The 18,351-nt window shown below is 63.7% G+C and carries 15 protein-coding genes and 1 pseudogene; all 16 read right to left on the bottom strand.

From position 1 onward, the window contains the following. Positions 1-204 precede the first annotated feature (204 nt). Positions 205-3,552, bottom strand: a complete 3,348-nt coding sequence (locus CHB97_RS18465; RefSeq protein WP_089289483.1) for a hypothetical protein — start codon at positions 3,550-3,552, stop codon at positions 205-207. A gap of 131 nt (positions 3,553-3,683) precedes the next feature. Then, positions 3,684-5,039 (bottom strand): hypothetical protein, encoded by a 1,356-nt coding sequence (locus CHB97_RS18460; RefSeq protein WP_089289482.1) that lies wholly within the window; start codon positions 5,037-5,039, stop codon positions 3,684-3,686. Next, positions 5,039-5,248: a hypothetical protein gene (locus CHB97_RS18455; protein ID WP_089289481.1), complete on the bottom strand. Its 210-nt coding sequence runs from the start codon at positions 5,246-5,248 to the stop codon at positions 5,039-5,041. The genes CHB97_RS18460 and CHB97_RS18455 overlap by 1 nt, the downstream gene beginning before the upstream one ends. Next, positions 5,245-5,595: a hypothetical protein gene (locus CHB97_RS18450; protein WP_089289480.1), complete on the bottom strand. Its 351-nt coding sequence runs from the start codon at positions 5,593-5,595 to the stop codon at positions 5,245-5,247. Before CHB97_RS18450 ends, CHB97_RS18455 begins: the two co-directional genes overlap by 4 nt. Before the next feature lie 652 nt (positions 5,596-6,247). Further along, the gene (locus CHB97_RS18440; RefSeq protein WP_089289478.1) at positions 6,248-7,525 is read right to left on the bottom strand and encodes a hypothetical protein; all 1,278 of its coding nucleotides are present in this window, start codon (positions 7,523-7,525) and stop codon (positions 6,248-6,250) included. Between the two features lie 50 nt (positions 7,526-7,575). Then, complete coding sequence (locus CHB97_RS18435) at positions 7,576-9,669, bottom strand: DNA polymerase (RefSeq protein WP_089289477.1); 2,094 nt, start codon at positions 9,667-9,669, stop codon at positions 7,576-7,578. A gap of 7 nt (positions 9,670-9,676) precedes the next feature. After that, positions 9,677-10,384: a hypothetical protein gene (locus CHB97_RS18430; RefSeq protein ID WP_089289476.1), complete on the bottom strand. Its 708-nt coding sequence runs from the start codon at positions 10,382-10,384 to the stop codon at positions 9,677-9,679. Positions 10,385-10,451: 67 nt separating this feature from the next. Further along, complete coding sequence (locus CHB97_RS18425) at positions 10,452-11,039, bottom strand: hypothetical protein (protein WP_089289475.1); 588 nt, start codon at positions 11,037-11,039, stop codon at positions 10,452-10,454. Positions 11,040-11,361: 322 nt separating this feature from the next. Then, the gene (locus tag CHB97_RS18420) at positions 11,362-12,459 is read right to left on the bottom strand and encodes a hypothetical protein (RefSeq protein WP_089289474.1); all 1,098 of its coding nucleotides are present in this window, start codon (positions 12,457-12,459) and stop codon (positions 11,362-11,364) included. Between the two features lie 59 nt (positions 12,460-12,518). Next, positions 12,519-13,043 (bottom strand): hypothetical protein, encoded by a 525-nt coding sequence (locus CHB97_RS18415; RefSeq protein ID WP_089289473.1) that lies wholly within the window; start codon positions 13,041-13,043, stop codon positions 12,519-12,521. 498 nt (positions 13,044-13,541) lie between these two features. Next, a complete protein-coding gene (locus CHB97_RS18410; protein WP_089289472.1) occupies positions 13,542-13,850 on the bottom strand; it encodes a hypothetical protein in 309 nt (102 codons plus the stop codon). Then, positions 13,850-14,122: a hypothetical protein gene (locus CHB97_RS18405; RefSeq protein ID WP_089289471.1), complete on the bottom strand. Its 273-nt coding sequence runs from the start codon at positions 14,120-14,122 to the stop codon at positions 13,850-13,852. Before CHB97_RS18405 ends, CHB97_RS18410 begins: the two co-directional genes overlap by 1 nt. A gap of 5 nt (positions 14,123-14,127) precedes the next feature. Then, on the bottom strand, positions 14,128-16,311 hold the full coding sequence (locus CHB97_RS18400; protein WP_160106000.1) for a PEP/pyruvate-binding domain-containing protein: 2,184 nt from the start codon (positions 16,309-16,311) through the stop codon (positions 14,128-14,130). A 236-nt stretch (positions 16,312-16,547) separates the two neighbouring features. Then, positions 16,548-16,829, bottom strand: coding sequence for a hypothetical protein (locus tag CHB97_RS18395; RefSeq protein WP_143271009.1), 282 nt, complete (start codon positions 16,827-16,829; stop codon positions 16,548-16,550). 307 nt (positions 16,830-17,136) lie between these two features. Then, positions 17,137-17,409: a helix-turn-helix domain-containing protein gene (locus CHB97_RS18390; protein ID WP_089289468.1), complete on the bottom strand. Its 273-nt coding sequence runs from the start codon at positions 17,407-17,409 to the stop codon at positions 17,137-17,139. Between the two features lie 498 nt (positions 17,410-17,907). Beyond that, positions 17,908-18,193, bottom strand: a pseudogene (locus tag CHB97_RS18385) (transposase); the annotation flags it as partial. Positions 18,194-18,351: the final 158 nt, after the last annotated feature.

Raw genomic sequence — 18,351 nt, 5'->3', positions numbered from 1 at the left:
ACGGTATAATACATAAGCACATTTACACAGTCGAGAGACTTTTCACCCGGCGCCTGAGGGAGCCATATAATACCAGGCCGGCGACCGCCGGCCCGCCGCTTGGTAGCGGCGTAAGCCAAGCTGCCGGAGGCAGCGCCCGGCGCCTGAGGGAACAAAAATCTCCCTGGATCGGTCACGATCCAGGGAGATTGGTACAAGGCGTCATCAGGAAATGGCGGCCCTGTCGGTGACGCGCCGCCAGGCGGCCCCATCCCAGAAGGCGGGCACCGCGCCGCCGGCATCATCGGTGACGCAGATCATCTCCCACAGGTCGGTTGCCGTGGGCAGGGCTGCCTTGGCATAGGGCCGCAGCACCAGATGGCCCCTGGGGTTGAAGACCTTGACCGTGTTTCCGGCCAGGGCGATGGCCCCATCCGCCCGGATGCGCATCCGTTCGGCCATGGCGGTGCCGGTGCTGGACGCGAAGGAAAGTGCGGTGGGGCGGGATGTGCTGGTCCAGGTACCTTCGCTGATGGCGGTCAGGGTGAAAGCATTCACCCAGTCCGTGGTGTTGGCATCCCAGCCGCGCCAGCGGATGGTGCCGATATCCACGCCGACCCCGAAATAGCCGGGCGTCGTCGATTGGGTATAGTGCAGATCAAGCCCGGCACTGGCCCCCACACCAAAGGCGGCAAAGCGGGCCGAACCCTTGCCGATGGCAGAGACGATGACAGCGGTGCCGTCCGGGTTAAGCGCCTGGTTTGCCGTCGTCGTCAGACCGGGGATCGTTCCGGCGATATTCTGCACATGCAGATTGCCTTGGGGTGTTGATGTGCCGACACCCAGGAAGCCGCTGGCGCCCTTCAGACGCAGGCGTTCGGTATAGGGATTGTCGCCAGGGCTGCCGGTGGTGACGGCGAAATCGCACGATCCCCCAAAGAAATCCATGCCCGTATTGATGGCGACATTGCCATTGACAAAGCCCATGACCTGCCAGGAGCGCTGGCCACCATCGAGGCCGACAATATAGGCGGCCGTGGCGACAAGCCCGTTATTGACGCTGGCATCCACGGAGAGCCGGAGCAGCGACGTATAGGCGGCCTTCCCAGCTTGATTTGCCATAGCCAGGAAATCAAGCGAACCAATACGGTCGCCATCATTGAGAACGGCCGGCGCTGCCGGTGTTCCGCGATGGCGCGCGATATAGAACTGGCCGCCAGGGCTGTTGGTGTGGCTGAGAATGCCCACAGTGGGCGTAATTCCGGCGGAACTGACCGTCAAACCCAGATATCCGGTAAACGGGACCCGCGTGGCGCCTGAACCAATGTTCAGGCGGCCAATGGCGGCATCATAATCAAAGGTTGTGCGGTCGCCAAACGCGTCTGTCCCCGTCGCCTTCAGAACAGCGGGGGTGTAATAGTAATTTGTATAGCGTCGGGTTGTGGAAGATCTGGAGATGCTGTCTGTTTGATATTCTGTTGCCGAAATTTTCGACAATATTCTGAACGGTGTCCTGGCGTCGACAGTGGTGTAGGCGACAACCGTACTTCCAACAGGGATATCGGCGGCATTGTCCAACACCAGCACACCGTCATTGTTGCGCAGGGTACATCCCGTGGAGCCTTCGATGGGGGTTGCTGTATCCACCGTAAAGCTGAGCGCGCGAACATTCACGTCAAAGCTGGCCGTATCCGGCGCGCCGGGGGTGCCGGAAACCTTCAGCCAGACTTTCTCCGTATCGTCGGTGAGGGTCACGAACTCAAAGGAGCCGGCTGGCGAGGAGCACCACGCCGTCCAGCGCTCCGCGATTTCAGTTCGTGCCTCCACCGTAAAGTTGAGCGCGCGGACTTCCACGCTAAAGTCGGCCGTCCTCGGTGTGCCGGGATTGCCGGAAACCTTCAGCCAGGTCTGGCCCTGCCCTTCCGCGAAGGCCTGGAACTCAAAGGCGCCGGGCTCGAAGGTGGCCTGCGCCGTCCAGCGCTCCCCTTCGGCATTGACGGGGCCCTTCAGCCACGCGGTGGTCCCGTTATTTTCCAGCGTCTGCGCCGACGCGATCAGCCCATATTCGGCATCACGCACCGGGATGGTGCCGGGATTGTTCACCATGTCCACATGCCAGCCATCCACCATATCGGCGCTCAGGTTGGCGACTGTGGTGCCAGAGGCGACCGTCAGCGGGGGGGTGCCGGTGGCGACGGTGGAGATGAAGGCAGAGGATTGCATGATGTTGCTGGCCACCAGCACCCCGTCGGTACGGAACCGCAGCCGTTCCGTCCAGGCGGTGCCAACGGTGGTGGCAATCAGCAGCTCGGCGCTGCGGTTGGTGGCCGACCAGTCGCCGCTGGCTTCTGCTGTGAAATAGACCGACGGCAGCGGGAAACCCCGGTCACCCATATAGCCGCCGATATCAATCTGCCCCAGCCGATCACCATTCTTGGGGAACTGGCCGCTATCCTGGCTGCCCCGCCCGCGATAGAGCGAGAAATAGGGCGCGCTGTTGTCGCCCATATGCCCGACCATCAGCTGGGTGGGGGCGTCGGGCGTGTAATTGAACACGGACAGCTTGTGGGTGGCGATGTAGGAATTGGCGTGGCTGAGCCAGAACAGGTTGCGCGCCGTGCCCGACACCTGGCCTTCAACGGAGAACCAGGCGGGATCGCCGCCAGACCGGTTCCCCGTTGTCAGCGTGACAAAGCCATCGCCCACCCGCAATGGCATGAATGCATTTTGCTGCCCGTCCAGGGCCTTGACATAAATCTGGCTCTGATATTTCCCGGCCTGAAGGCCGGCATTCACCTGGATGGTGAGGAAATTGCTGTAGGCAGGCCCATAGTCCGCCGGGATCAGGCCATACCAGTGAATCAGGCCGATGCTGTCCTGATCCTGCACCGCCTCTGGTGCCTCTGCCGTGCCGCGCTGGCGGGCCAGATACACGCGGGGGACGCCCGTCCCCTTACCGATTGCCCCCAGCGCCGGACTTATGGTGCTGTCGCTCTGCGCCAGCACACCCGGATGCAGCCCCAGGGGGGTGCGGGCCAGCCCACCCCCCACCGTCAACAGCCCCAGCGCTGCATCGAAAGACAAGGCCGTGCCGGTCCCCCCCAGGGCCACACCCTGGGCGGTCAGGTTGGGCTTGCAGGCGGCAAGATCGGTGAAGACGGCGCTGCCATCACCGCTCCCGACGATGCGGTTGGACAGATAGACCTTGCCAGACCCGGCAATGATCTTGAAGCTGGTGCGGGCGCCGCCCGCGTTGGTGGCCAGCACCACCTCGCCCGGTTCCAGGCTCTGATTGTCGCTGAAGGTCAGGCTGCCATCGCGCCATTGCAGGCTCACCGTGCCGGTCAGGGCGCGCAGGCTGGGGGCTTGCAGCCGCAGCTGGTCGGCGGTCTGGCTGCCCGGCGTATCGCTGGACGCGCCCAGGGTGACGATGGATTCCGTGCCGGCGCTGTTCTTTTTGAAGAACAGCTTGCCGTCGCTGGTATTGATGGCCAGTTCGCCCAGGGCCAGATCGGCGGTGGTGGGCGTCTTTCCGGCAATGGCGGAACGTTTCAGAAAAACGGGCTGCGGCATATCAAAGCCCCCTCGGGTCCGGCTATCTAGCCTGGGTTGCAGCAAGGGCCGGACGCGCAGGGTGCCGCGCGCCCCGCGCCTGGGGAAAAACGAAATCTCCCCGGATCGTCACCGATCCGGGGAGATGGGGATCAGAACACCCCGCCATCGATGGTGGAGGTGCTGTTCAGGAAATCGGTGCCGGGGGTGGCCGGAACCAGGGCGCTGCCATTCTTCTTGAAGATGGTGCCATCGCTGGCGCCCGACAGGTTGGCCCCCGTGCCGCCATAGGCCAGGCCGATGATGGTGGCGTTCCAGGTGCCGGTGCCGATGGTGCCCAGCGTGTTGATGCTGGTCTGGCCGGCATAGGTGGTGGCAATGTCCACCCCGGTGCCGCTGGCCACGATGCGGTTGGCGGTGCCGGTGACAAACAGGCTGTTGCCATTCTTGCCCAGGCCGTCACCGGCCACCACCTGGCCGGCCCCGTTGAACTGCACGAAATTGACCGCGCTGGACCCCAGCGTCCCGCCGGCATCGGCCGTGCAGATAAAGCCCATTTCGGCATTGACCGTGCCCATTTCCACAAAGAAATAGGCACTGACAAATTCCGACCAGACATCCATGTCGGCGGCACGGGTCCAGGCCCCGGACGCCACGATATAGATGCCGTTCTGGCTGGCATTGGCCTGGTTTTTCACCAGCACGCGATCACCGGCCACCAGCGCCACACCATCAATGGTCTGGGTGCCGGACAGGGTGACGGGGCCGGTGGTGGCCGCGCGGACGGATTGCTTGGGGTCCAGCCCCTGCACCGTCAGGTCGACATAATTCTTGGTCGCCGCATCCTGGGCATTCACCGGATCGGCCAGCCCGGTCAGGCGGAACCCGTTCAGCGCCACCGGGGCGGTGGGGGCGGCCAGTTCATCCAGCCGGGCGATGCCGCCGGCCACCACGCGGCCATAGGCGTCGGTGGTCAGCTTGCTATAGGTGCCGGCCGTGCCCACGGTGGCCAGATCCAGCAGCGGGTTCGCCGCAATGCCATCGGCATTGGCGATGGTCAGCCGGCCGGCCGCGGCCTCGATCTGGCGGGCGGCGACAGCGCCGGCGGCCGTCTTCACGACAATGCCGTTGCTGCCCAGGGCGGACAGCGCCGTCAGGGTGGCGGCCACCGGCTGGGCATAGGAACGCACCCAGGCCGTGTTGGCCGCACTGGTATCATTGCTGCCCTGGGACACGCTGGGCACGGTCACGGCACCGGCGCCGGCGGCCAGCAACTGGCCGGTCAGCGTTTTGGCACCGCTGATGGTCTGGTTGCCCGCCAGGGTGGAATAGGCACCGCTGCCGCCGATGGCGATCACATTGGTGGCGCTGCCACCGCTGCCGCCATTGCCCTTGCCGTAATAAAGAACGTCTTCAACCTCGTTGAAGGCCAGTTCGGCATTTTCCAGCACGCCCGGCGCGCCGGGATTGCCGGATGCCCGACGCTTGATGCGAACGGTGTTGACCATCAGAAATTACCTCCGTCAATAAGCTGGTTCCGCTGGCGGGTGCCAGCCTCGAACACCGCGCGTTCCTGGTTGTAGGTCAGCAGGGCGCCATCGCTGGCGCCGCTGATATCCAGGCCGGCAATATCGGCCATGCTGGTTGGCACCGGGCTGGGGATGACCAGTTCCAGCACCGTGGTTTCGTCTTTGCTGATCACCAGCACATCGGTCATTTCGTCACCTCCGGTGTGACGGTGGCCGCGCCCTGTACCAGCCGCATGACCGCGCCGTCCGGGCTGACCAGTTCGATGTCATAGACATGGGGTTTGGCCAGCAGCCCGGCGGTCTGTTCGGCCGTCAGCCCCACCGCGACAATCCCGCCGGCGGGGTCGGGGATGGTGACCGAGAACGCGGCCGCGATCTCCGGATCGCTGTATTTACGGCGCATCTGGCCGCGACCGGTCATGCCCACCAGATTGCGGGCGGTTGTGGCGCCGGAAAGATTCCGGCTCTTTACAGCGATCTGCAGGGCAAAGGTCGTCCCCTGCTCGACCGTAATGTCGTACTGTCCGGCAGCCATGGCAGCACCTTTCGTCTGTGCTCATTATATTATACGCATAGGAATAAACACACAAGCCCGGCCGTGGCCGGGATGCGCGTTTCGAAAAGGGGGGGGCTCACAGCAAGGGGCATGGTCAATGCCCCTTGAAGGCCGGCGACCGCCGGCCCGGCACCTGAGGGAACGCAAAACCCCCAAAACCAGTCACGATCCAGGCCGGCGACCGCCGGCCCGCGCCCGCGTGGGCGCGTAAGCCAAGGCGGCGGATGCCGCCGCCCGGCGCCTGAGGGAACGCAACCCCCCCAAAACCAGTCACGATCCAGGCCGGCGACTGCCGGCCCGCGCCCGCGTGGGCGCGTAAGCCAAGGCGGCGGATGCCGCCGCCCGGCGCCTGAGGGAACGCAACCCCCCCAAAACCAGTCACGATCCAGGCCGGCGACTGCCGGCCCGCGCCCGCGTGGGCGCGTAAGCCAAGGCGGCGGATGCCGCCGCCCGGCGCCTGAGGGAACGCAACCCCCCCAAAACCAGTCACGATCCAGGCCGGCGACTGCCGGCCCGCGCCCGCGTGGGCGCGTAAGCCAAGGCGGCGGATGCCGCCGCCCGGCGCCTGAGGGAACGCGTAAGCCAAGGCGGCGGATGCCGCCGCCCGGCGCCTGAGGGAACATAAATTAATTCACAAGCTGCCGGGGGCGGAACGGAAGCGATAGGCGGGCCCCAGTTCCGGCATGATCTTCAGGTTCACCACATCGTCGAACGCCGCGCGCTCCGGCTTGAAGATCTGGGCTTCGGCGGCGGCGTGGGCATAGCGCACGGAGGTGAAGCAATATTTCGACAGCTTGCCGACAAACAGCGGCGGCAGCCGGAAAGCGGCGCGGATGCGGGCTTCGCAGCGGGCATCATAGGTTTCAAACAGGCTGTCGGGCTGGCGTTCGCTGGCCAGCCGTTCCGCCTTTACCTGCACGGTGCCGGCGGCATCCTGCGGGTTGCCGGTGGCATAGGCATCCACCACCACGGGCTTGTGCTTGTCCTTGGCCTTGCCGGCCAGCACCTGTTCCAGTTCGCGCTTACTGTCGCTGGCCAGCACGCCGCCCTGCACCACCATCAGCAGCGGCGGCACGCCGCCGGCATCGAAAAAGCCCAGATTGAACTCTTCGGCCCGGCGGCTGCCCAGCACAGAGGGCAGCTGGCCGATCCAGCGGGGCAGGCCATAGGGGCCGGCGGTATCGTCGGTGACGGTGAAATACAGGATTTCGCTGGCCCGGTCGGCCGGTTCCAGGGGGTTTTCGGCGGTTTCCCAGGCGCCGGTCTGGCGGTTCAGCTGGCGGCTGCTGGCGAATTCGCGGTGATAGACCAGGGTGCCGTCGATCAGGCTGGCAAAGCGGCGTTCTTGCAGCGTGATCGGATAGGATTGCGTCTGCCCGCCGCGCGCCAGCGGCTTTTCCACGGTGATGGCGGCATCCAGGCGGCACAGGCGCAGGCTGTGGGCCGGCAGGTGGCGGATGCAGGCCAGCCGGCCGGCGCTGTCGCGCAGCACCTCCAGCGCGCCCCAGCCGATCACTTCCAGATCGCGGCGCAGCGCCTTGCGCATGGTCAGCCAGGATTGGCCGGGATAGGGCTGGGCAAAGAACGCCTGGATGGCGGCGATCTCGGCCGCCTCGCCGCTGGTGGGGGCGGTTCCGTCGGCCTTTTCAATGCTGTGGCCGGTGCTGTCGATCTGGCTGACCAGGGTGGCAATGCAGGGTTCCAGGGCATTGTTCTGCCGGGCCAGCGCTTCCAGCAGGCGCGGGTTGAAGGGTGGTTCGATCAATATCCCCCCGCCGCTGCCCGCCTGGGGCTGATAAAGACGGTGGAATTCGTCCTCTACCTCCAGGGCCAGGGCGGCCAGCAGGCCGCCATCCGCCAGACCGGCCGGGGCGGGGGTCTGGCTGCTGGGAATAAAATCTTCGGGCATTGCGGCGCTCCTTGCTGTGCTGCATTATTATATTGTTTTTGCCGCTTTGCTCAAATTGTTTGTTCTGGGGGCGGGGCCGCCCCGCCCCGCTTCTTCAGCGCCCCCAGATGCGGCCCCAGTTCGCCGTCAGAGGGGAAGGGCAGGGCGGGGGACCAGCCGAAGGTTTCGGCAAAGGGCAGATGGTCCATCACCGCCTGTATGCGTTCCATCCAGGCCGGGGCGCTGTCGGCGGGCAGATAGCCATACAGGCTGTCATGCGTCATGCCGGCGATCCACAGGTCGGGATGGTCGCGGTGCAGGATGGCCATGGTCCATAACAGCATGTCCGACAGGGTGGACTGGATGGGGCTGTTGATGGCCTGGCGTTCGGCCTGGGCGCGGGCGGCGGGGTCGGCGGCCCTGATCTGGGGCAGCAGGCGCCGCCGCCCCAGCGGCGACCAGACACAGCCATCCCGCCGCGCCTGGGCCCGCACCTGGGCGTGATAGCGGCTGAGGCCGGGATAGAGCTGTGTCAGAAAGCGGTGGCGGAACTGTTCGGCCTGGTCCAGCGACAGCACCAGCCCATAGGTTGCCCAGGCATAATCCACGAAACCCCCGGCCGACATGCCGTACAGCAGGCCGAAATTCCCCGCCTTGCCGCCGCGCCGCAGGGTTTCGTAAAGGCCGGGGTCGCGCTGTTCCAGGGCCTGGAAGCTTTGCAGATCATAGCCGTTCAGCTGGGCCGCCGTCTGGCAATGCAGGTCGATGCCCTGGCGATAGGCCCGGATCATGTTCTGTTCCTGGGCGACACAGGCCACCACGCGCAATTCGCCCTGGGAATAATCACGCTGGAAAAACACATGGCCGGGCGGGGCGGGGAAACAGGCGCGCAGGCGGGCGGCCCATTGGCCGCGTTTGGGAATGGTCTGCACGGCCGGGTCTCTGGCAGACAGGCGGCCGGTTACCGTGCCGGCCGCCGCTGCATCATCGCCCTCGTCGCCCTCGTCGGCCATGCTGCCATTGAACAGCATATAGGTGGGGTGGAACAGCCCGTCGGGGCGCAGATGTTTCAAGAACCCCACCACATAGGTGGACAGCATCTTCTGGGCGCTGGCCAGCTGGCGGTACAGGGCCACGAACGGCCCCGCCAGCGGATGGTCGGCAAACATCGCCAGATGGGCGGCGCTGAGCGAGGGCTGGCCGGATCGGCCGGTCCAGCGCAGCGGGCGCAGGTTGCAGCCCAGCGGGCTGAACAGAAAATCCAGCAGCAGGGCGGGGGTGATGGGGGATTGTTCGGCGCCCGCCTGCCGGGTGATCGCCGCCGCGTGGCGCTGGCGCAGGCGGGCGGGCAGCCGGTCCAGCAACTGGCGCTGAAGCGTGGCGATTTCCTGCCGGATATCCTGTTCCAGCAGGGCATATTGCTGCCGGTCCACCACCAGCCCCCGGCGTTCCACCGCTTCAAAACTGCGCAGCGCCGGGTGCAGCAATTTTGTGTAGAAATTGCACAGACGGGGTTCCTGCACCAGCTGGCGGCGCAGCGGCAGGGCCACCCGCAGGCAGGCATCGGCCGTGCCGCCGGCATGGGGCAACAGCGCCTGGCGGGGGGCCAGGTCCAGCCGCTGCCTGTCCAGCGGCGGCCGGCCGGCCCCGTCTGCGGCGCTGCCCATGCCGGTGAACAGCCGGCGATGCAGCGACAGGCTGTTGCAGCGGTTTTCATCCAGCAGCGAGCCGACAACACTGGTATCCATGGTGAAATTGCCGCATTCCACGCCCCAGGCCGTGGCCAGCCAGACCAGATCATATTTCAGGTTGGCGCCCTTCAGCTTCACCTTGTCGGTGTGCAGCAGCCAGTTGATCTGGTGCAACAGCGCCCCGGCCGGGCGCTGGCCCCGGCTGAAATACAGCACATCGGCCTGTCCGGGCCGGATAGAGACCTGGAAGCTGACAATATAGGCATGGGGATACCAGGGATGGCGCCCCTGGGTGCTGGTATCAATGGCCACATCCATGGCCCGGCCGGTTCCGGCATGGTGCTGTTCGATGGCGGCGCAGATATCGGCCAGATCCGTGACATAGCGATAATCCCCCGCCAACGGGGGGGCCGTGCCGGGATGGTGCGGCGGCGGGCCGCCGCTGGGCGTGGCGGGGGCGTGGACATGCAGCATCGCCGCCTCACTTGTTGAAAATATGCTTCAGTTCGGGATAGGGCGTTTGAAAGGGCAGGCCCAGGGCCATCAGCACCGCCCCCACCGCCTTGCTGGCCTTCAGATTGTCCGGGGCGGACAGGTGCAGCGAGGCGTAATGGCTGTGCACATCCAGGCCGCTTTGCGTCAGCGTTTCCTTCAGCCCGTCAATATCGCCTTCCACCCGCAGCGACAGCTTGTTGCCATGATAGCGGGCGGCGACTTTGGCCTGCGGGTGCAGCGCCACCACATAGTAACGCGAGGCGGCGCTGGTGGCGAAAACCGGCTGATACAGGCAGGTGGCGTCGGCCAGCTTCACCCGCGCCGCCGATAACAGCGTCGCCAGCGCCGCCGCATCCATGGGCGGGGCGGGGGCTGGCGGCGCCGGCGGGGGGGCTGTCTTGCTGTCGGTGTCTGCCGGCGGGGGGGCACTGTCGGCCAGCGCTTTGCTGGTGGCGGCTGCCACGGCCTGTTTCAGGCCCGCCTTTTCCGGGCCGGTGGCGGCCCCGTTGGTGATGGCCTGCATCAGGCCGGCCTTGACCGGCACGCTGGCCAACAGTGTTTTCGCCTGCATGAATTTCAGCGCGCCGGGCGTGCTGACCACCTGAATGCCCTGGGCATCCAGCGCCGCCTTGCTGTCGGCCGCACCCAGGGCCGCAAAGAATTTCGCCATATTGGCCACGATCTGTACCGCCATCAAACAAACTCCCGTTTTATATCCACCTTCCTGGATCGTGACCGATCCAGGGAGATTTTGTGTTCCCTCAGGCGCCGGGCGCTGCCTCCGGCAGCTTCCGGCGGGGGCGGCGGGGGATGACCGGGCGGATATTGAAATGCTGGGCCAGGAAGGCGACCTGCCTTTCGGATTCAATCGCCTTGCAGCAATAATGATCCCGCACATACTGGGCGGCATCGGCATTGCCGGTCATCTGCCGCACCAGGGCGGCCAGAAACATCCCGGTGCGCCCATGCCCGCCGATGCAGCCGGCATGGATCAGCCCGCCCTGCCGCAGCTGGTCTGCTGTCCAGTCCAACAGCCGGCCAAATTCCGCCAGGTCGGGCGGCACGCCCTGATCGGGGATGCGGAACAGCACTTCCCGCCGCTGGCCGTGCCAGGGATAGGCCGGCGGCGTCAATTTCATGCCATTGTCAAAGCCGATATAGATGGCCGCATCGCCGATCTGCGGGTGAAGGCATGATCCGCCATGGATATGCACCTGCCGCCCTTGGTCCAGCCGGATGGGCAGGGGCGGGTGGGTTTCGTAACATCGCGGCCGGATCGCGCCGCCCGCCCGGCCGGGGGCGGGGCCGGCATATCTTTCCGGTGGGCTTTGCCCCTCTCTATACGTCATCGCGTCCCCTCCTTGGGATAATATCACCCTCCCTGGATCGTGACCGATCCAGGGAGATTTTGCGTTCCCTCATGCGCCGGGCGGGCGCTTCCGCGCCCTTGGCTTGCGGCACCACGTGGTGCCGGGCCGGCGGTCGCCGGCCTCCAAGGGTCATGTTCCATGCCCCTTGGTGGTTATATGTTCCCTCATGCGCCGGGCGGGCGCTTCCGCGCCCTTGGCTTGCGGCACCACGTGGTGCCGGGCCGGCGGTCGCCGGCCTCCAAGGGTCATGTTCCATGCCCCTTGGGGTTTATATGTTCCCTCATCCGCCGGCTGCTTGGCTTTACGCCGCACGGGCGGCGGCGGCGGCGGTGCGGTCGATCATCACCTTGGGCAGGGCCAGCCCCGGCATGATCTGGAACATGGGGCCGGTTTCGGCGGGTGGCTTGCTTGGCTTGGCCTTCTTGGGGGCGGGGGTGGCCAGGTCGGCCGGGCCGCTTCCTTCCGGAAAGCCATGCTGCGCCACCTGGGCCTTTTTCTCCGTCGGATAGGCGTGCAGCGATCCCAGCGCCTCGACCTTGAACCAGTCGACATAAGCGCCGATGCTGCCGGGGAACAGGCCGGCGGCCGCCTCCAGCATGGCGGGCAGGCCCTTGGGCGCAAAGGCCCGAATGCCGGGTTCATGCAGAATGGCCTCTGGCACCTGGCCGGAACGCTGCACATCCAGAATGCGTTTCAGGGCCGGGCCGTGGCTGGAATACAGCATCCCCTTGTTGAAGATCGGCCCGTTATTGTGGCAAAGCGTCCAGACCGTATCCAGCAGCATTTCGGCGCTGTATTCCCCGCTGACAAAGGCCAGCAGGCAATCGCTGACCCGCCCCCAGGCCGGCCCGCCATAGCCGGTGCTGTACTGCCCGACATGGAATTGCCGGGACAGGGCGCGGCAGAACGGCCCCATTGTCAGGCCCGCCTGATCGGCCAGCCCCTTCATGGTGGCCGCCGCCCCGGTGGACTGGTCCGACAGGCAGGTGATGATCTTGGGCACACCTTCCCCAAATTCGGCCGCCAGGGCCGGCAGCATCACGGCTTTGTTCCCCAGATGCCGCGATTCCCGCAGACAGATCAGCAGCAGATAATAAAAGGCGCGGCACGCCTTGGGCGCGCAGGCATCATTATACCGTTCCACCAGGGCCAGCAGGGGCGGGGGCAGGGTTTCAAACCAGTCATAATCCCGCCGGACCAGGGCCACCAGATGGTTCAGGGCATAGAATTCCAGCGCCTCCGCCTCGGGCGGGGTGGAAGGGTGGGGATCGCCGGCCATGAAACGCATCATCGCCACCGCCACATCCTGCACCGGCACATGCGACATGTCGCGGTGCAGCGACAAGGGCCGGGCGCGCAGCTGATAGGCCAGCGTATTCGGCGGCGCAAATAACGACATTCCTCACCCTCCTTGGTGATGGTCTTCTGTGGGCGCTGTTCCGGTTGGCCGAAACAGCGCTACAGGCCGGCCACAACCAGCCTTTTGCTGATCAGCGGGCACCAGCCGAACCAGCGGCGCAGCCATAGGGCGCGGGCCAGGGCCTGTTGAATATCCCCCACCGGCAAGGTCTGAACAAATTCATGCTGGGCGCGGGTTTCCACCGCGCCCGGATAATAATAACGGCGGACATAGGCCACAGGGTCGGCCTCTCCCGCTACCTTGGCCAGGGCGGCCAGGAACAGCCCGGTGCGGCCAATGCCGGCCATGCAGCCGACATAAACCGGCTTTCCATCGATGATGCAATTAATTGCACTGACCAGACCCCGCCGCAGATCGGTCGCCGTCGGCGTGCCATAATCGCAGATGGGGATATCCACGGTGCAGGGCATGTCGATCTCGGCGGCCATTTTCACCCCGACAAAGCCGTCGGGAATGCCGCGATAGGGGCCGCCGGTCACCTCATAGGAATAACCGCCCAGGGTGATGGGCAGGCTGCCGCGGGGTTGCGGGCGATAGGGGGATGGTGAAATGCGATGGCTCATGATGCCCCTCCTTGGGCGGATAAGCATGGTATGGCGGTGCCCCCCGCGGCGCGGGACGGCGTGCATGTGGTAAATATGCATCATTGTTGTATAAAAGTTACACAACCCCCCGGGCATTCTGGCCGCCCGGTGATCATGCGGCGACCGCGCGCCGCGCGGCCGGTGTTTCATGCCCCTCCATCGCCGGCGCCAGCGCCCGCTGGCTTGGCGCACGCCGCCCGTGCGGTGCGGCGGCGGCGGCACGAACAGGAAACAGTCAGAGCCCGTCTGAAAAGTTTTCCTTCTTTTTCAACATGTTAATGTTTTAATCCCGTCACCCATGCTGCGGCCGGGGTCCAGTTCGTAGAGCAAAGCGCTTGTGATTCTGGACCCCGGCCGCGTCATGGGTGACGGGAGCGTTTAAAGAAAAGACGTGTAAGACGTTGAGATAGCGTCAAACTTTCCGGACAGACACGCAGGGGCATGGGTCCAAAGAAACCGTGAATACCCCTGTTATCATTATTTCTTCGACAGCTTGTCGTGCGCATGGACCAGCTCTTCCTGCGCGCGCGGCGGGCGGAGCGGTTCATAGGGGGTGATGGACGGGTCCAGCGGAATATCGGGATTGTACCGCCAGATGCCGATGACGCTGTCCCCCTCGATCCGCAGCACAAATCCCTGAAAACGCCGGTTGGCGCGCGGATGGGTGAAGGGGGCGGATTGCCGGGCCATGGTGGCCACGCGCTCAGCCACATTGCCATACATGCCGGCGATCCGGGCCAGTTTCAGCGCTTCTTCGGTGACCTTGAACTGCCGAAAACCGCTCATTATCGCTTTCCTCGCCTGTAGTTTTCACCACGCAGGATCAGCACGGCGCGCGGGGCCTCGATCACCACCCGGGCGGTGCCGATCTGGGGGTTGGCCCCGGCGCTCAGGAAAACATCTTCAATCACTTCGGTGGCGCGGTCATCCACAATGTCCCAAATCCTGTCCCCGCCGCTGATCCTGAAATGGGTATCGGACAGAATCTCCTGGACGACCAGTCGATTGTCGTCGGCATAAAAATCGTCACCCGTTTTCAGAGTCAGCGTTAAAGCCATTGTAATTACGCTCCAAAATAGACATAAGGGATACTCTCGGGATGGACCGGGGCCACAGGAACCCCCGGCTGAAAGCCATTCTCCGCAAAGAGAAGTTTCAGCTTCTCCCAGGCTTTCTCGCCCCCAATAACCCCTTTGATGAACTCAGGCGTCACCACGGCCGACCCGGATAATATGTCCGCAACGGTCCTTGCCGTATCATAGACCCTGTAGCCCATCTTCTTCAAAGGCTTAACAATATCTGCCGGAGCGTTGATAAGTGTAACGCCTTTCAAGGAGTTAGCCGCAGACGGATTATTTAGCAGGAAGTGTGACAGGAAGTCCAGCCATACGGCCTCGGCGGCGGGCTGGCTGGACAGGTCGGCGAAGGCGTCCCACAGGCAGGCATCGCTGGTACAGGTCAGGGATGTCGGGCTGCGCAGGTCCAGATAAAGGCCGGGCTGCGGATTTTCGGCATAGGCCTGGATGAAATTTTGCAACGCGGTCTCGCCGGCCAGGCCGGCGGCATAAACGTAACCGGTCGTGCCATCCAGGTCTGTGCCCGTCAAGGTGGCGCCCGTCGATTCGACCGCCCATGATTTGAGAGACTCGACATGGTGATTCGTGCCGCCACCTTCAACCGGAACATCCACGCCCTGCCAAACCCGGCCGGTGGCGCCGCACAGGGTCAGCGGGGTGCCCGGCAGCAGCGGCTGGCCGCCCAGCCGCGCGCCGTCCGGCCCCAGCCGCAGGTCGGTGCAGCCCACCACGCAGGGCTTGTCCAGGGCGCGGGCCACCACGGCGGCGTGGCTGGTGGTGCCACCATTGGCCGTCAAAACCCCCGCCGCCGCCGCCATGCCGGCAATATCATTGGGGTCGGTTTCATGCCGGACCAGGATGACAGGATGTTTCTTGCTCTGTGCCACAGCTTCCTCCGGCGTGAAGACAGCGCGCCCGGTTGCCACACCGGAACAGGCCGGCAGGCCCGTCGCCTGGGGCGACGTCTTGAATAACGCCGAGACAGTGGCTTTACACATACGTTTGTAATCATACGGCGTGACAAGTTTCAAGGCTTCTTCCCGCGATATCCGGCCTTCCTGGGCCAGATCATGGGCGATGCGGAAGGCGGCCTGGGGGGTGCGCTTGCCGGCACGGGTTTGCAGGATGTACAGGGCGCCATCCTGCACGGTAAATTCAATGTCCTGCATGTCGCGGTAATGCCGCTCCAGCCGGTCAACCAGGGCCACCAGCCGTTCCCCCACCGCCGGCCAGCGGGCCATCATCTCGGCCAGGGGCAGGGGGGTGCGGCTGCCGGCCACCACATCTTCCCCCTGGACATTGGGAATAAATTCCCCGCAGAGAATATTTTCTCCGGTGGAGGGATCGCGGGAGAACAGCACCCCGGAACCGCTCTCCTCATTCAGGTTGCCGAACACCATGGCCTGAAGGGTGACGGCGGTTCCCATACTGTGGCTGATGCGGTGCAGGGTGCGATAGGTGGTGGCGCGTTCATTGTTCCAGGATTGGAAGATGGCGGCAATGGCCACCATCAGCTGTTCGTTCAGGCTGTCGGGGAAGGGATGCCCGGTATGGTCCTGGAAGATGGCTTGATAGCGGGTGATCAGGCCGGCCAGCGCCGGGGCCGTCAGCGCGCTGTCCTCAGCCACGCCGGCCTCTTGCCGTGCATCGCCCAGGGCGGCGGCAAAGCGCGCCGCCGGCACGCCATAGGCAGTGCTGCCCAGCATCTGGATCAACCGGCGATAGCTGTCCAGCGCGGCACGCGGGCCCAACCGGGCGATCCAGTCCGGCAGGCTGGTGCTGGTCAGCCCGACATTCAAAATGGTATCCATCATGCCGGGCATGGACGTGGCGGCGCCAGACCGCACCGCCAACAGCGGTTGATGGCCGCAAAGGGCGGCCAGCCAATCCAGCTGCCGGCCGATCCCCTGTTCCAGCGCCTGCATCACCCTGGCCCTATCCTGTTGAAATTCCAGGCAGATCGGGGTGGGAATGATGAAACCCGGCGGCACCGGCATACCCAATGTGGCCATGACCGCCAGATGATAACCCTTGCCCCCCAGGAAGGCGGGTGTGTGGACCGGGTCCGCCAGATCGCCGGCCCCCCGGTCTGGGGCCGGCCCGGTGGCAGGCTGGGGGGATTGGCGTAGCGTCGCAGGGGGGGGCGCATCGCCCCCGAACGGGAAAAACATAGCACCCTCCTTGGTGTCTGACAGTTTAACCATAACCGAAGCCCCCGCAGGGAACAAGAGATTGCTGTATTGCAGCAAGGGTGATGCTCTGGCTCCCGTGCAATTGCCCGTGCAATTGATTGCACGGGCGCGCACCCGCACAGCCGCGCCGTGGGGTGCGGCGCTGCGTCTGGGGTGCCGATTGCCATTATTGTTTGCCCCGTTCCCGCACCGTCTGACGGCACGGGGAACGGGGATCAGCCTGCGTCACCGGGGCTCCGGCGCGCTTTCAGGCTGCGCAGGCTTTCCTGGGCGGTACGTCGTTGCAGGAAGCGGAAGGGGGGGCTGGGATGCGGGGTGCTGCGGGGTGACTTGGCCCAGGCTGTTTCCTCGATTCGCACGGCCTGGATTCGGCATTGGTCGGCGCGGAGACTGTCATTTGCCTGTTCGGCAAGCTCCGCCGCCTCCCACCATTTGGCGGCGAGGCCCAGTAAAACAGGCAGTGTCTGATCTTCCAGCTTTTCGCGATCCCGTCGCATGACGCCCTCCTTGGCGTTCGATTTGAGAAGCAAAAACATCATGTTGAGACAACTCCACAACCATCGGGGCATAAAGGCGTACTCCATTTGGCATATGACCGACGGAGAATAGCCCCCCTGCCCCGCCACCCGAAAAAAAACTCCATAACTTACAATGGTTTAAGTGTTGTTCTCCAGATTTTGTCTATATTTCGCACTTAATTTATTTCTATTATGCTGGAAATTTTTGGTGAATTTTGTCCATTTGTTGGCGTTTTTCGATGATTTTGATTCTGAATATTGAGAAAATAATGATCAATGAAATCAATCATTGATCATTGAATGTAAGAATCAGGTCCCCACCGAGTGCGACGGCAATTTTCTTAATGGTAATGGCATTTCCGCCGCGATCGCCTCGTTCAATTTTGGTGATTCCTTCTTTTGATATGCCTGCCTGTGCGGCTAATTCTCGCTGAGTGATATTTAGTTTCTCCCTTTTCTCACGAATTTTTGCGCCGAAAAAGTTGACACTGTCAGTTTTCATTTCCCGTTCCTTCGCCATACTGCGGATTTTCATCAGATCGGAGACGTCGATGGTCATGCAGAATATTCCAAAAGTTGTTTATTATTTATAAGACTCTAAAAAAAGCGCTTGTGGATACGTTTTGCGATTTTATATGTGTATAAAAGTGCAACACGTATTGTCACAACAGTTCTCCTCCCCCGCCCAATCCCCTTTCGATGTGTCAGATGCTGTCGACAGAATACGCACATAAACTGCCGCTACTGCGGCGAAAGTGCATTTATTTCAGTATGTTGTGTGTTTCGCCGTTGAGTTTTTTTGTAACCATTAATTATATTTATAAGAAGATGCCGATTTAAGCCGATGTGGGTTGTGCTTTCCGGGCGTTTCTATAGGTTGTGGGCGTTGCTACCCTCGGATTATGCACCGAGGTCGTGATGGTGCTGCCATGGCCTAGGGGTTGATTTGCGCATGGTCGTGCGGTCACCGCCCGTCCTTCCCGCCGCTTGTGGCGAGTTTTCGGATACTGGTTTGGGGTTGGCGGGAGGGGTTTGGGCTGGGCACGCCGCCTGCGGATCAGGTGACGAGGCGGGTTGTTCTTGTCGGGACCATGGCGAGCAAAAGGGGCTGGACGGTGCATGCCGTTGGCAGATGCACCCGCAGCCTGGTCTTCATCTCGACGATGCGGGCGGCAATTTTAAGCAGGCGCAGGCGCAGCGTGTCGAACTGGGCGGTGCGCCAGGGGGATCGCCGCGGCATGAGGGATCGCAGCCACCACATCAGCCAATAGGCACCGGTATGCAGCATCAGGCGCACCTGGTTGGCGGTGATGCTGAGTGCAACTGGTGCAGTCGGCGGCTAGAGCATCGCGCGAGAAAGCGGAATCGAAGGATTCCCTTTAAGGTCTGGATGTGATTCATCTTATTCGGAGGTGGATCATGGGCAAGGCTTATTCAGAAGATCTTCGGGAACGCGTTGAAGCGCGGATAGCGTCGGGACATTCCCGGCGTGATGCGGCGC

It is taken from the genome of Azospirillum sp. RU38E (assembly GCF_900188385.1).
GTDB lineage: Bacteria > Pseudomonadota > Alphaproteobacteria > Azospirillales > Azospirillaceae > Niveispirillum.
This window is presented reverse-complemented; position numbering and strand designations above follow the sequence as displayed.

Excerpts from the sequence above, each read along its gene's own strand:
- CHB97_RS18465 (WP_089289483.1), bottom strand. The coding sequence starts at position 3,552 with ATGCCGCAGCCCGTTTTTCTGAAACGTTCCGCCATTGCCGGAAAGACG.
- CHB97_RS18460 (WP_089289482.1), bottom strand. The coding sequence starts at position 5,039 with ATGGTCAACACCGTTCGCATCAAGCGTCGGGCATCCGGCAATCCCGGC.
- CHB97_RS18455 (WP_089289481.1), bottom strand. The coding sequence starts at position 5,248 with ATGACCGATGTGCTGGTGATCAGCAAAGACGAAACCACGGTGCTGGAA.
- CHB97_RS18450 (WP_089289480.1), bottom strand. The coding sequence starts at position 5,595 with ATGGCTGCCGGACAGTACGACATTACGGTCGAGCAGGGGACGACCTTT.
- CHB97_RS18440 (WP_089289478.1), bottom strand. The coding sequence starts at position 7,525 with ATGCCCGAAGATTTTATTCCCAGCAGCCAGACCCCCGCCCCGGCCGGT.
- CHB97_RS18435 (WP_089289477.1), bottom strand. The coding sequence starts at position 9,669 with ATGCTGCATGTCCACGCCCCCGCCACGCCCAGCGGCGGCCCGCCGCCG.
- CHB97_RS18430 (WP_089289476.1), bottom strand. The coding sequence starts at position 10,384 with ATGGCGGTACAGATCGTGGCCAATATGGCGAAATTCTTTGCGGCCCTG.
- CHB97_RS18425 (WP_089289475.1), bottom strand. The coding sequence starts at position 11,039 with ATGACGTATAGAGAGGGGCAAAGCCCACCGGAAAGATATGCCGGCCCC.
- CHB97_RS18420 (WP_089289474.1), bottom strand. The coding sequence starts at position 12,459 with ATGTCGTTATTTGCGCCGCCGAATACGCTGGCCTATCAGCTGCGCGCC.
- CHB97_RS18415 (WP_089289473.1), bottom strand. The coding sequence starts at position 13,043 with ATGAGCCATCGCATTTCACCATCCCCCTATCGCCCGCAACCCCGCGGC.
- CHB97_RS18410 (WP_089289472.1), bottom strand. The coding sequence starts at position 13,850 with ATGAGCGGTTTTCGGCAGTTCAAGGTCACCGAAGAAGCGCTGAAACTG.
- CHB97_RS18405 (WP_089289471.1), bottom strand. The coding sequence starts at position 14,122 with ATGGCTTTAACGCTGACTCTGAAAACGGGTGACGATTTTTATGCCGAC.
- CHB97_RS18400 (WP_160106000.1), bottom strand. The coding sequence starts at position 16,311 with ATGTTTTTCCCGTTCGGGGGCGATGCGCCCCCCCCTGCGACGCTACGC.
- CHB97_RS18395 (WP_143271009.1), bottom strand. The coding sequence starts at position 16,829 with ATGCGACGGGATCGCGAAAAGCTGGAAGATCAGACACTGCCTGTTTTA.
- CHB97_RS18390 (WP_089289468.1), bottom strand. The coding sequence starts at position 17,409 with ATGACCATCGACGTCTCCGATCTGATGAAAATCCGCAGTATGGCGAAG.